The following is an 11,507-nucleotide window of genomic DNA, read 5'->3' as shown; positions in this document are numbered from 1 at the left end:
CCGCGCGGGGCGGGCGGCGGCGCCGGGACGGCGGCTCCGGTGCCGGCTCCGGGGGCGTGGCTCCGGTGCCACCCGCGCCGACGGCCGCGCGGGGCGCGCCCGCGCCCTGGCCGTCCCGGGCGACCCGCCCACGGCACGACCCGGCGGACGGACCCGCGGCGCCGCCCCCCCGGGGTGTGACGTGCGCGGCCGCGCCGGGACCTGTGCGGCGGCCGGCCGGGTGCGACGATCGGTCCATGGCCGACGACGTGGTGGTCCCCGACCGGGTGCAGCAGCGGCTGCGGGAGCGGGTCGAGGCGGCACTGACGACGCTCCCCCCGTCCGAGCGCCGGGCCGCCTCGGAGGCCGACCGGGCGGGGAAGCGGGCCGCCGCGGTCACGCTGACGCTGATGCCGGTCCCCGGCGCCACCGGTGCGGGCCGGCTCGCCGAGGAGGTCGCGTTCGTCCTGACCCGGCGCGCCCGGTCGCTGCGCGCGCACTCCGGGCAGTGGGCCCTGCCGGGCGGCCGGCTCGACCCGGGTGAGACCGCCGAGCAGGCGGGACGCCGCGAGGTGTCCGAGGAGATCGGCCTGGAGCTCGGCCCGGACCGCGTGCTCGGCCTGCTCGACGACTACCCGACCCGGTCCGGCTACGTGATCACCCCGGTCGTGCTGTGGGCGGGCGGTGCCGGTGAACCGACGCCCAACCCGGACGAGGTCGCCGAGCTGTACCGCCCGCCGCTGGCCGAGATCGACCGGGAGCCCCGGTTCCTCACGATCCCCGAGTCCGACGCCCCGGTGATCCAGGTGCCGCTGTTCGACCGGTACGTCCACGCCCCCACCGGGGCGGTGCTGCACCAGTTCCGCGAGGTCGTCCTGCACGGGCGCGCCACCCGGGTGGCGCACCTCGAGCAGCCGGTGTTCGCCTGGCGCTGATGCGCTGATGCGCTGATGCGCTGATGCGGTGCGCGACCGCGCGTCAGGCCGTGACGGGGCCGCCGAACACGCCCGCCGGGTCGACACGGCGCTTCAGCGCGGCCAGCCGGAGCCGGGTGTCGTCGTCCCAGTAGCCGGCGACGGTGTCCGGTGCGGCCTGTCCGGCCAGGTTCACCAGCCCGCCGCGGGTCCAGGGGGCGACGGCGTCGAGCAGCGCCGCGGCCCGGGCCGGGACCTGCACCGCCGCCTCCGGCCCCGCGGGTACGCCGAGGCAGTACAGAGAGACGGCCCCGTGCCGCCCGGCGACCGCGTTCGGCACCGTCGCGGGCCGGGCGAGCGCCCCGCCGAGCAGCCGGAGCTCGACGAGCACCAGCGGCGACGAGCTGTCCGGGCCGGATTCGGTGAGGACAGCGTCGACGGCGTCGGCGGGCAGCGTGTCCAGGACGGCGCCGCGGTCCCACACCGGCATCGGGTCGGTCGGGTCGGAGTGGACGGCGTCGACGGCCGCCCACGGCAGCTCACCGACGCCGTCGAGCAGCGGCACCGCGGCCGCCCGCATCGGTGCGAGCAGCGCCTCCCCCTCGGCGGCCGCACCGAGGTGGGCGAGGCGCAGGTGCACGACGAACCGGCCCCGCAGCTCCGGCGGCAGCGCCGGGTCCGGCGGGAGCGCGAGCAGGGCGATCGAGGTCGACGTGTCCTCCCCCAGCCCGGGGGCCCACTCGCGCCAGGCGTGCAGCAGGCGGGGCGCGTCGCCACCGTCGAAGAAGATCCCGCCGCCGTGGAACCGTGGCTGCTCGACCAGCCCGAACTCCATCCAGGTGACGATGCCGAAGCTCTCCCGGCCACCGCGGACCGCCCAGAACAGGTCCGGTTCCGACCCGGCGTCGACGGTCCGGACGACGCCGTCGGCGGTGACGATCCCGAACCGGGTCACGTGGTCGGCGGCGAACCCGTGCCGTCGGCCGAGGGGGCCGAGGCCACCGCCGGTGGTGAACCCGACGACCCCGACGCCCGAGCTGGACCCGCACACCGGCGCGAGCCCGTGCGGTGCGGCGCGTCGAGCACGGCCCGCCAGCGCACGCCCGCCTCCACCCGGGCCCGGCGGGCGACCGGATCGACGGCGAGACCGGTCAGGCGGCGGGTGGAGACCAGTACGACGTCGTCGAGATCACCGGTCAGGCCGTGCCCGGTGGCCTGGACGGCCACCCGCATCCCCTGCGTGGCCGCCCAGCGGACGGCGGCCGCGACGTCCTGCTCCCCGGTGGCGCCGACGACGACCGCCGGGGTCGGGACGTGCGCGAGGTTGAACCCGCCGACCTCCTGCGCCCAGCCGGGGTCGGTGGGGAGGAGGACCGGCCCCGCGACGGCGGCGGCGAGCGCGGCGACGGGTCGGGCGAGGGACGAGGTGGTCATGGCGGGCTCCGTTCACGGGGGTCGTGCGGTCCCCACGAGCCTGGGTCGCCGCGGTCCGCCGCCCCATCCCCCGGACCTGGTCGGCCGGCACCCCAGGAACCTGGGACACCCGATCCGGGCAGCGTGGTCGCGCCCGCTTCCCCACTTCTGACGATGGAGATCGACGGTCGTGCTCCCGACACTCGGACGGTGCCCACCGCCGCCCCGGCGCGCGTCCGCGAACGCCTCGCCGCCCTCGCGTCGGCCGGCCTCGACGCGCCCGCCTTCGGACTGACCGCGCTGGACCTGCTGCGCTCGGCACTGCCGTTCTCGGCGGCCTGCCTGGCCACCGTGGACCCGGCGACCGAGATCGTCACCGGTGTGGTCAAGGCCGACCTCACCGACGAGAACGACGACCTCTGGGCCCACCACGAGTACGAGGTCGTCGACCTCTACAACTCCTTCGACGTGTTCCGACGGCCCGGCGGGGTGACCACCGCGCTCGCCGAGACCGGTGGTGACCTGAGCCGCCTGCGCCGCTTCGACGAGTTCTTCTCGCCGGTCTACGGGTTCGGTGACGAGCTGCGCTTCACCGCTGCGACCGACGACGCGCGCTGGGGCTTCGTGGCTCTGTTCCGCGACGACCGGCGCGGCTTCAGCCCCGCCGAGCAGGAGTACGCCACCGACGTCGGACGGCTCTTCGGGCGCGGGATGCGGGCCGGTCTCGTCGCGGGCGCCGTCGCGGACGGGCCCGGGGTCGCCGACGGTCCGGCGGTGCTCGTGGTCGGGCGGGACGGCGCGGTCACCCACGGCGGACCCGGTGTCGGGGAGCGGCTCACCGACCTCGGTGGCGATGCCGGAGGGGCGCTCCCGTTCCCGCTGGTCGGGCTGATCCGGGCAGCCCGCCGCTACGCCGCCGGGCACCTGCCGCAGCCGCCCCGGACCCGGCTGCGGACCCGCTCCGGGCACTGGGTGGTGGCCCACGCGTCGCCGCTGGCCGGGCCGGACGGGACCGGGGGGCAGGTCGTGGTGACGATCGAGGAGGCCCGGCCGCCGGAGATCGTCCCGCTGGTCACCGCGGCGTTCGGGCTGACCCCGCGCGAGCGCGACGTCGTCGGCCTGGTGCTGCGCGGCGCGGACACCGCGGAGATCGCCCGCACCCTGCACCTGTCCGCGTGGACGGTCCAGGACCACCTCAAGTCGGTGTTCGCGAGGGTCGGCGTCCGCAGCAGGCGGGAGCTCACCGCGCGGGTCTACTTCGACCAGTACGCCCCGCGGCTGCAGATCGGGGCCGGGCTCACCCCGTCCGGGTGGTTCGCCGGCACCGCCTGAGCCTGCCTCAGGCGTTCTCCCGCAGGTAGGCGATGTCGCGGGCCTGTCCCTCGGCGGGCGTCTCCACCACGACCGGTGCCCCGGCCGCCGCGACGACGGCCGCCAGCTCGTCCGGCGGGATCGTCCCGTCGTCGATGTTCGCGTGCCGGTCGCGGGCCGAGTCGAACGCGTCGCGCGAGTTGTTCAGATGGACCAGGTCGATCCGGCCGGTGATCGCCATCACCCGCTCCACGATCCCGGCCAGCTCCTCGCCGCCGGCGAAGGCGTGGCAGGTGTCCAGGCAGAACCCGACGCCGAACTCGCCGACGGCGTCCCACAGCCTGCCCAGCGCATCGAACCGGCGGGCCATGGCGTTGTCGCCGCCCGCGGTGTTCTCGATCAAGACGGGCACGTCGAACCCGTGCTCGCCGGCCTGGCGCTCGACGAACTTGCGCCAGTTGTCGATCCCGACGGCCGGGTCGTCGTCCCTGGTCACGTGGCCGCCGTGCACGACCAGGCCGAACGCGCCGACCTCGGCGGCGCCGGCCAGGTGCTGCTGCACGATCTTGCGGCTGGGGATGCGGATCCGGTTGTTGGGGGACGCGACGTTCGCGACGTAGGGCGCGTGCACCACCACCGCGACGTCCGAGGCGGCCAGCTCCGCGGCCCGCGGGTGCGGCGGCGGCTTCTTCCAGCCCTGCGGGTCGGACAGGAACAGCTGGATCACCTCGGCGCCGACCTCGGCGGCCGCGGCCAGCGGGTCCTCGGCGTCGCGGACGTGTGCTCCGATCTGCATGCGGGCACGGTAGCGAGGACCTCCGACAGCGGTCGGCCGCCGGTCACCGGGCAGGCCGGCCGCACCGGCCCGCCCGGTCCCCGGTGGTGTGCCCGGTGGGGACCCCGGACACCGCCGGGCAGGCGCCCGGTGTCGCCCCGGACCCGTCGAGGGGATCCGGGGGAGCGCGTACCCGCAGGTCGGAGCCGGAACGGGCGTTGCTAGCCTGTACCGGCATCCCCGCAGCTCCCGTGCATCCGCCGGAAACTGTCGGGGTGCACTGAGAACCTCCTGTCACGGCCGTCCGGGTCGTGACCGTTTCGAGTCCACAGGAGGTGAGTGGTTCTCATGCGTCATTACGAGGTCATGGTCATCCTCGACGGCGGCCTGGACGAGCGCACCGTGCAGCCGTCCCTGGAGCAGTTCCTCACCGTCGTGAAGAACGACGGCGGATCGGTCGAGAAGATCGAGGTCTGGGGCAAGCGCCGCCTGGCCTACGAGATCAAGAAGCAGGGCGAGGCCATCTACGCGGTCCTCGACATCACCGCGGAGCCGGCGACCGTCACCGAGCTGGACCGCCAGCTGGGCCTGAACGAGTCCGTGCTGCGCACCAAGGTCCTGCGCAAGGACATCACCCGCACGCCGGCGCCCGCCGCCCGCTGATTGGAGCCGTCATGGCCGGCGAGACCGTCATCACCGTCGTGGGCAACCTGACGGCGGATCCCGAGCTGCGGTTCACCCCGTCCGGCGCCGCGGTCGCCAACTTCACCGTGGCGTCCACCCCGCGCACCTTCGACCGCCAGTCCGGCGAGTGGAAGGACGGCGAGGCCCTCTTCCTGCGCTGCAACATCTGGCGCCAGGCGGCGGAGAACGTCGCCGAGTCCCTGACCCGCGGCGCGCGCGTCGTGGTCCAGGGTCGCCTGCGCCAGCGGTCCTTCGAGACCAAGGAGGGCGAGAAGCGCACCGTCGTGGAGATGGAGGTCGACGAGGTCGGCCCCTCGCTCCGCTACGCGACCGCCAAGGTCAACAAGGTCAACCGGGGCGGAGGCTCCGGTGGCTTCGGCGGCGGCGGCGGTGGCGGCCGACAGGGCGGCGGTTCCGGCGGCGGAGGTAACTCCGGCGGCGGCTATGACGACCCCTGGGGTTCGGCCCCGCCCGCGGGCAGTGGCGCCGCGTCCGACGACGAGCCCCCCTTCTGATCCACGCACCTCTCCGCCCGTGACGGGCGGAGGACGATCTCCAGGAGCACCACCATGGCCAAGGCCATCGTGCGCAAGCCGAAGAAGAAGGTCTGCGCTTTCTGCAAGGACAAGGCCCAGCTGATCGACTACAAGGACACCGGTCTGCTGCGGAAGTTCATCTCCGACCGCGGCAAGATCCGCGCCCGCCGGGTCAGCGGCAACTGCCGGCAGCACCAGCGGGACGTCGCCGTCGCGGTCAAGAACTCCCGCGAGGTCGCCCTGCTGCCGTACACCTCGACCGCTCGCTGAGGAAGGGGAGACAGATGAAGCTCATCCTCAACGCCGACGTCCCGAACCTGGGTGCCCCGGGTGACATCGTCGAGGTCAAGGACGGCTACGGCCGCAACTACCTGCTGCCGCGCAAGCTCGCGGTCGTCGCCACCCGTGGTGCCGAGAAGCAGGTGGAGCAGATCCGCCGGGCCCAGAAGACCCGCGAGATCCGCGACCTGGGCCACGCCCAGCAGGTCGACTCGCAGCTGCGCAACATCAACGTGAGCGTCCCGGCCAAGGCCGGCGACACGGGCCGTCTGTTCGGCTCGATCACCCCGGCGCAGGTCGTCGACGCCGTCAAGGCGGCCGGTGGCCCGCTGCTGGACAAGCGCAGCATCGACGTCCCGGGTCACCTCAAGACCCTGGGCAAGCACCAGGTGCAGGTCCGCCTGCACCCGGAGGTCACCACCGAGCTGCCGATCGCGGTCGTCGCGAGCTGAGCGGTCCGGTGGTCGCACGACCACCGACAGTGAACAGGGCGGTGTCCGGAGCCACGTGCTCCGGGCACCGCCCTGTCGTCTGTCCGGGACGTCCCGGACGGGCGTCGCACACACGGTCCGCAGTCCCGGATGGACGATCGACACCGATCGGACGACCCCGGACGGAATGTCTTGTCACGCAGCCGACACGCCGTCCGGTGACGCTCCACTCGTCGGGCGGGCCTGTGGACGCGCCGGGCGGCGAACGGCCCGCCGGGCGCTCCGACACGCCCGTACGGGGCGTGCGACGACACGCCAGAGCAAAGTTGTCCACAGCTGTGAACATGCCCCTGAGCAGGCAAGACAGCCCGATCCTGTGCGCTGTCCCCAAGTTGTCCCCAGCACGGTCCCGGGACGGGCGGCATCCGTGCACAGTTCATCCCCAGATCGATCACCAGGTCGGTTCGCCAGGCGCGGTCCGGCCGACCTACTGTCGTCGTACCGGGACGCGAGCGCCGTGTCCCACGGGTCGCGTCCGTCGCGGCCCGTCGGGCACCGGGCCGGCCGGTAGATCACCGACGACGGTCGCGGGTGGGCAGGACGCACCACTCGCGCGTCGAACGTGCGTTTGGTACCGTGTCCACCGGGGGTGACGCTGCGTATGGCTCTGACGGACGATCGTCCCGGCAACAAGCCCCGTGCGGTCCGTGACGGCGAGAAGGCCTCCGGACCGGGCGAGGGTGCGACGTTCGACCGTCAGCCCCCGCAGGACCTCACCGCGGAGCAGGCGGTGCTGGGCGGGATGCTGCTGAGCAAGGACGCGATCGCCGACGTCGTGGAGGTGCTGCAGCCGGAGGACTTCTACCGGCCCGCGCACCAGACCGTCTACGAGACGATCCTGGACCTCTACAGCCGCGGCGAACCCGCCGACGCGGTCACTGTCTCGGCGGAGCTGCAGCGGCGCGGTGAGCTCGTCCGCCTCGGCGGCGCGCCCTACCTGCACACCCTGATCGCGACCGTGCCCACCGCGGCGAACGCGGCCTACTACGCCGAGATCGTCGGCGAGAAAGCGATCCTGCGGCGGCTGGTCGAGGCCGGTACCCGGATCGTGCAGCTGGGCTACCACGGCAACGAGGGCGGCGACGTCGACGACGCGGTGGACCGTGCCCAGGCCGCGGTCTACGAGGTCACCGAGCGCACCACCACCGAGAACTACACGGTCCTCGAAGAGCTCCTCCAGCCCACGATGGACGCCATCGACGCCATCGCCTCCCAGGGGAAAGCCACCGGTGTCCCGACCGGGTTCGCCGACCTCGACCAGGTCACCAACGGTCTGCACCCGGGCCAGATGATCGTCGTCGCGGCCCGGCCGGGTCTGGGCAAGTCGACCCTGGGCCTGGACTTCGCCCGCTCCTGCTCCATCCGCAACGGCATGACCAGCGCGTTCTTCTCCCTGGAGATGAGCAAGTCCGAGATCGTCATGCGTCTGCTGTCCGCGGAGGCCCAGATCCGGCTGGCCGACATGCGCGCCGGCCGGATGTCGGACGAGGACTGGACGCGGATGGCACGGCGGATGTCGGAGATCTCCGAGGCTCCGCTCTACATCGACGACTCGCCGAACCTGACGCTGACCGAGATCCGGGCCAAGGCGCGCCGGATGAAGCAGCGCAACGACCTCAAGCTGATCATCCTGGACTACCTGCAGCTGATGACCTCGGGCCGCAAGGTCGAGTCCCGTCAGCAGGAGGTCTCGGAGTTCTCCCGGCAGATCAAGCTGCTGGCCAAGGAGCTCGAGGTCCCGGTGGTGGCGATGAGCCAGCTCAACCGTGGTCCCGAGCAGCGCACCGACAAACGGCCGATGCTGGCCGATCTGCGTGAGTCCGGCTCGATCGAGCAGGACGCCGACATGGTCGTGTTGCTGCACCGCCCCGACGCGTTCGAAAACGACGACCCGCGTGCCGGTGAGGCCGACCTAATCCTGGCCAAGCACCGTAACGGCCCGACCACGACGATCACCGTCGCGCACCAGCTGCACTACAGCCGGTTCTCCGACCTCGCCCACGGCTGAGGCCACCGGGCCCCGGGCCCGGACGGGCCGCGTGCCCGCCCCCGGAGAGCGGTCAGGCGGTACCGGGCCGGGTCTGGGGCCCGGTGGTGGCAGCGACGGCCAGGGCGAGGCCGGCGACCAGGATCCCCGCGACGACGACCGGGACGCTCACCAGCACGGCCCCGAGCAGCATCGTCGGGAACGGGCCGGCGCCGTGCACGGTGCGCCGGTCACGGACGAACCCGGAGAGCAGGTTCCCGCCGCGACGGGCGGGGGCGTGCAGCGCGGTGTTCAGCGCGGCGATGCGGCGGACCAGCCGCGGGTCGGTCAGCCGCAGCTGCACCTCGATCTCGTGCAGCCGACGGTTCTCACGCTCGCTCAGCACCCCGGTCACCTCTCGTGTCTGCGGCCCGGCAGACACGCGCGTGCCGCCGTCCGGCGCGGGGCGTCGTCGATCCGGCCTGGTCCCGACGTTACGTGATCGATTCGTGATCTCCGTGGCCGGGCCGGACGGCTCACATGCGCCCGTCCTCACAGCGGAGCGGGCGCCCGGGGTCACCAGAGGGAGACGCGGTCCCGGCGTGGGCCGGCGGGGGCGCCGAGTCTGGTGATCAGCGCGGCCCAGGACCGGGCGGTCCCCGGGGTCCGGGCCGGGCGCGGGCGCAGCCAGCGGACCGCCAGGTCCGGGTCGTCCGGGTCGACGTCGAAGCGTTCGCGGCGCGGGAGGCGCGACGCGCTGCGCAGCTCGACGACGGTCCCGCTCGCGACGGACTGGACCCCGTAGAGACAGCCCGGCGGGACCAGCAGCTGCTGCGGCCCCTCGAGCAGGGCGACGGCCAGCCTGCCGAACGTGTCCGCGTCCGGGCGGGCATCGATGACGACGGCGTAGCCGCTGTCGCGGGGGACGCCGAGCAGCACCGGGTCGCCGGGGTGGCCGAAGAGACCGAGTACCGCGTCGCGGGCGGGGCGACGGCGTCGTCGCGCGGTGAGGGCGGTGAGGTCCGGGGCGGTGGACGTGCCGTCGGCGCTCCGGTCGAGCAGCAGCGCACCGGGCACCACGGTCCGTACGACGTCCACTCGACCTCCCTCGGGTCCGGTCACCGCGAGCGACGGACGCGCGGTGGGTTGCGGGTGGGGTACCGGAGACGACAACGAGCGGACCTGCCCGCGGTGACGCAGCGCGAGTCCACGTTGCTCCGATCGGGGCATCGGAGGCCCCCGACCCGCGGCCGGTCAGGCCGCCCGGTCGCGGTGCGGGCGGGACCGCAGCCAGGCCGGACGCCGGCTCGCCGGGGAGGGTGCGTCGTCGTTGCGCTCGGCGGTGCGGGTGATGTTGCGGACCATCCCGCCGAAGACGATCCCGTGGAACGGCGCGACCGACCACCAGTACAGGTAGCCGGGCAGGCCGTGCGGGATGAAGACCGCCCGCTGGTGATAGACGGACCCGCCCGGACGGGGACGTACCGACATCTCCAACCACGCCCGGCCGGGCACCTTCATCTCCGCGCGCAGCCGCAGCAGCCCCTCCTCGGGGCCGCGGTCGCTGCCCGGCGGGCGGGGTCCACCGGGCTCGACCAGCCGCTCCACCCGCCACCAGTCCAGTGCGTCCCCGGTACGCAGGTCGTGCGGGTCACGACGGCCGCGGGACAGCCCGACGCCGCCGACCGCGCGGTCCATCCAGCCCCGCACCGACCAGGCCAGCGGGAACGAGTACCAGCCACGCTCCCCGCCGATGCCCTCGACGACCGTCCACAGCCGTTCCGGGGTGGCGGCGCACGCCTGCTCGCGCTCGTCGAGGTAGACGTCGCCACCGGCCCACTCCGGGTCGCTGGGCAGCGGGTCCGACGGCACGTTCGCCACCGTCGCACCCGACCAGCGGGTCTCGACCTCGCCGTCGGTGATGCGCGACAGCGCGAGCTCGACGGCGCGGTCGTAGCCGATCAGCCCGCCCGGCGGGTCCGGGATCCTGGCCTTGGTGTCGTCCTCCGAGCAGACGACCTCGTGCACCAGCGACTCGATCAGCGGCTTCGCGATCGACTTGGGGACGGGGGTGACGACGTTGATCCAGTGCGCCGACAGCGACGGTGACAGCACCGGTACCGGGAGCACCCGGCGCCGGGACAGCCCGGCGACGCGGGCGTAGCGCTGCATCATCTCGTAGTAGGTGAGGACCTCGGGGCCACCGATGTCGAAGGTCCGGTTCAGCTCGGCGTCCGGCGCGTCGATCTCGGCGACCCGGATCAGGTAGCGCAGCACGTCGCGCACCGCGATCGGCTGGATCCGGTTGTGCACCCAGCGCGGGGTCACCATCAGCGGGAGCCGCTGGGTCAGGTAGCGCAGCATCTCGAAGCTGGCCGAGCCCGAGCCGAGGATGACCGCGGCCTGCAGCACGACCGTCGGCACCCCGGAGCGCAGCAGCGTCTCCCCCACCTCCACCCGCGAGGCCAGGTGGGCCGAGAGCGTCCCCGCACCGGTGTCGGGGTGCAGCCCGCCCAGGTAGACGATCCGCTTCACCCCGGCCGCCCGCGCGGCCTCGCCGAGGATCAGCGCGGCCCGCCGGTCGGTGGCGGCGAAGTCGGAGTCCGACAGCGAGTGCACGAGGAAGTAGACGACGTCGACGTCCGTGCAGGCCGCGCGGACGCTGTCCGGGTCGAGCAGGTCACCCTGCACGACCTCGGCGTCCGCGGCCCACGGCACGTCGGCGAGCTTGTCCGGGTCGCGGACCAGGCAGCGCACGTGCACCGGGCCCGCGGAGGGGTCCGGGACCAGGTCGGGCTCGGGGCCGTGGCCCAGCAGCCGGGGCGCGAGCCGCCCACCGATGTATCCGGTCGCACCCGTCACGAGATAACGCACCGCGCGATCGTCCCACCGCAGGCCCTGTGCGGCAGGGCCTGCGCTCAGCCCGGCAGGGCGGGCGGCGGGTTCGCCTCCCGGGGGCGCAGCGGGTCCACCGCCCGCGGCGCGACCTCGCGGGAGGCGACCAGCGACCGCACGGCGGCGGTGAGCACGGCCAGCAGCGGGACGGCGAGCAGCGCGCCGGCGATCCCGGCCAGGACCACCCCGACCGCGACGCCGAGCGCCACCGCCAGCGGGTGCAGCCGCACCGCCCGGCCCATCAGCACCGGTTGCAGGACGTGG

14 protein-coding genes and 1 pseudogene are annotated in these 11,507 nt (G+C 74.1%); 7 read left to right on the top strand and 8 right to left on the bottom strand.

Going from position 1 to position 11,507, the window contains the following annotated elements; translation table 11 throughout:
• Positions 1 to 238: pseudogene (locus tag KPF47_RS32840) on the bottom strand (hypothetical protein); the annotation flags it as partial.
• On the opposite strand from KPF47_RS32840, the gene KPF47_RS32835 reads away from it, so the two are divergent.
• On the top strand, positions 237 to 914 hold the full coding sequence (locus KPF47_RS32835) for a CoA pyrophosphatase (RefSeq protein WP_224392637.1): 678 nt from the start codon (positions 237 to 239) through the stop codon (positions 912 to 914). The pseudogene KPF47_RS32840 and the gene KPF47_RS32835 sit on opposite strands and share 2 nt — an antisense overlap.
• 43 nt (positions 915 to 957) lie before the next feature.
• On the opposite strand, the gene KPF47_RS32830 is transcribed toward KPF47_RS32835, so the two are convergent.
• Complete coding sequence (locus KPF47_RS32830) at positions 958 to 1,944, bottom strand: FAD-binding oxidoreductase (RefSeq protein ID WP_224392636.1); 987 nt, start codon at positions 1,942 to 1,944, stop codon at positions 958 to 960.
• Positions 1,845 to 2,327 (bottom strand): FAD-binding oxidoreductase, encoded by a 483-nt coding sequence (locus KPF47_RS32825; protein WP_224392635.1) that lies wholly within the window; start codon positions 2,325 to 2,327, stop codon positions 1,845 to 1,847. The genes KPF47_RS32830 and KPF47_RS32825 overlap by 100 nt, the downstream gene beginning before the upstream one ends.
• Positions 2,328 to 2,516: 189 nt before the next feature.
• On the opposite strand from KPF47_RS32825, the gene KPF47_RS40590 reads away from it, so the two are divergent.
• A complete protein-coding gene (locus KPF47_RS40590; RefSeq protein ID WP_224392634.1) occupies positions 2,517 to 3,638 on the top strand; it encodes a response regulator transcription factor in 1,122 nt (373 codons plus the stop codon).
• A gap of 7 nt (positions 3,639 to 3,645) precedes the next feature.
• Here the strand turns inward: KPF47_RS40590 and KPF47_RS32815 are convergent, their stop codons facing one another.
• On the bottom strand, positions 3,646 to 4,413 hold the full coding sequence (locus KPF47_RS32815) for a deoxyribonuclease IV (RefSeq protein ID WP_224392633.1): 768 nt from the start codon (positions 4,411 to 4,413) through the stop codon (positions 3,646 to 3,648).
• A 327-nt stretch (positions 4,414 to 4,740) separates the two neighbouring features.
• Here KPF47_RS32815 and rpsF point away from each other — a divergent pair, with 327 nt between their 5' ends.
• From rpsF to dnaB, 5 genes are all read left to right on the top strand, one after another.
• On the top strand, positions 4,741 to 5,055 hold the full coding sequence (gene rpsF / locus KPF47_RS32810; RefSeq protein WP_224392632.1) for a 30S ribosomal protein S6: 315 nt from the start codon (positions 4,741 to 4,743) through the stop codon (positions 5,053 to 5,055).
• Positions 5,056 to 5,066: 11 nt separating this feature from the next.
• On the top strand, positions 5,067 to 5,591 hold the full coding sequence (locus tag KPF47_RS32805; protein WP_224392631.1) for a single-stranded DNA-binding protein: 525 nt from the start codon (positions 5,067 to 5,069) through the stop codon (positions 5,589 to 5,591).
• A 54-nt stretch (positions 5,592 to 5,645) separates the two neighbouring features.
• On the top strand, positions 5,646 to 5,882 hold the full coding sequence (rpsR, locus tag KPF47_RS32800) for a 30S ribosomal protein S18 (RefSeq protein ID WP_020623471.1): 237 nt from the start codon (positions 5,646 to 5,648) through the stop codon (positions 5,880 to 5,882).
• A 14-nt stretch (positions 5,883 to 5,896) separates the two neighbouring features.
• A complete protein-coding gene (gene rplI, locus KPF47_RS32795) occupies positions 5,897 to 6,343 on the top strand; it encodes a 50S ribosomal protein L9 (RefSeq protein ID WP_224392630.1) in 447 nt (148 codons plus the stop codon).
• A 640-nt stretch (positions 6,344 to 6,983) separates the two neighbouring features.
• The gene (gene dnaB, locus KPF47_RS32790) at positions 6,984 to 8,390 is read left to right on the top strand and encodes a replicative DNA helicase (protein WP_224392629.1); all 1,407 of its coding nucleotides are present in this window, start codon (positions 6,984 to 6,986) and stop codon (positions 8,388 to 8,390) included.
• 52 nt (positions 8,391 to 8,442) lie between these two features.
• On the opposite strand, the gene KPF47_RS32785 is transcribed toward dnaB, so the two are convergent.
• The 4 genes from KPF47_RS32785 to KPF47_RS32770 form a co-directional block, all read right to left on the bottom strand.
• Positions 8,443 to 8,754 carry a DUF3040 domain-containing protein gene (locus KPF47_RS32785; RefSeq protein ID WP_224392628.1) on the bottom strand — a complete coding sequence of 104 codons (312 nt, stop codon included), beginning with the start codon at positions 8,752 to 8,754 and terminating at the stop codon, positions 8,443 to 8,445.
• A 170-nt stretch (positions 8,755 to 8,924) separates the two neighbouring features.
• Positions 8,925 to 9,446: a dTDP-4-dehydrorhamnose 3,5-epimerase family protein gene (locus KPF47_RS32780; protein WP_224387588.1), complete on the bottom strand. Its 522-nt coding sequence runs from the start codon at positions 9,444 to 9,446 to the stop codon at positions 8,925 to 8,927.
• Positions 9,447 to 9,602: 156 nt separating this feature from the next.
• The gene (locus KPF47_RS32775) at positions 9,603 to 11,222 is read right to left on the bottom strand and encodes an SDR family oxidoreductase (RefSeq protein WP_224387587.1); all 1,620 of its coding nucleotides are present in this window, start codon (positions 11,220 to 11,222) and stop codon (positions 9,603 to 9,605) included.
• Positions 11,223 to 11,266: 44 nt separating this feature from the next.
• Positions 11,267 to 11,507 (bottom strand): AI-2E family transporter (locus KPF47_RS32770; protein ID WP_224392627.1); only part of this gene is annotated, 241 nt, incomplete at its 5' end.

This window comes from Pseudonocardia sp. ICBG1293, assembly GCF_020131355.1.
In the GTDB taxonomy this organism is placed as follows: domain Bacteria; phylum Actinomycetota; class Actinomycetes; order Mycobacteriales; family Pseudonocardiaceae; genus Pseudonocardia.
The sequence above is the reverse complement of the archived record's forward strand: the minus strand, read 5'-3'. Positions and strand labels throughout refer to the sequence as shown.

Excerpts from the sequence above, each read along its gene's own strand:
- KPF47_RS32835 (WP_224392637.1), top strand. The coding sequence starts at position 237 with ATGGCCGACGACGTGGTGGTCCCCGACCGGGTGCAGCAGCGGCTGCGG.
- KPF47_RS32825 (WP_224392635.1), bottom strand. The coding sequence starts at position 2,327 with ATGACCACCTCGTCCCTCGCCCGACCCGTCGCCGCGCTCGCCGCCGCC.
- KPF47_RS32815 (WP_224392633.1), bottom strand. The coding sequence starts at position 4,413 with ATGCAGATCGGAGCACACGTCCGCGACGCCGAGGACCCGCTGGCCGCG.
- rpsF (WP_224392632.1), top strand. The coding sequence starts at position 4,741 with ATGCGTCATTACGAGGTCATGGTCATCCTCGACGGCGGCCTGGACGAG.
- KPF47_RS32805 (WP_224392631.1), top strand. The coding sequence starts at position 5,067 with ATGGCCGGCGAGACCGTCATCACCGTCGTGGGCAACCTGACGGCGGAT.
- rpsR (WP_020623471.1), top strand. The coding sequence starts at position 5,646 with ATGGCCAAGGCCATCGTGCGCAAGCCGAAGAAGAAGGTCTGCGCTTTC.
- rplI (WP_224392630.1), top strand. The coding sequence starts at position 5,897 with ATGAAGCTCATCCTCAACGCCGACGTCCCGAACCTGGGTGCCCCGGGT.
- dnaB (WP_224392629.1), top strand. The coding sequence starts at position 6,984 with ATGGCTCTGACGGACGATCGTCCCGGCAACAAGCCCCGTGCGGTCCGT.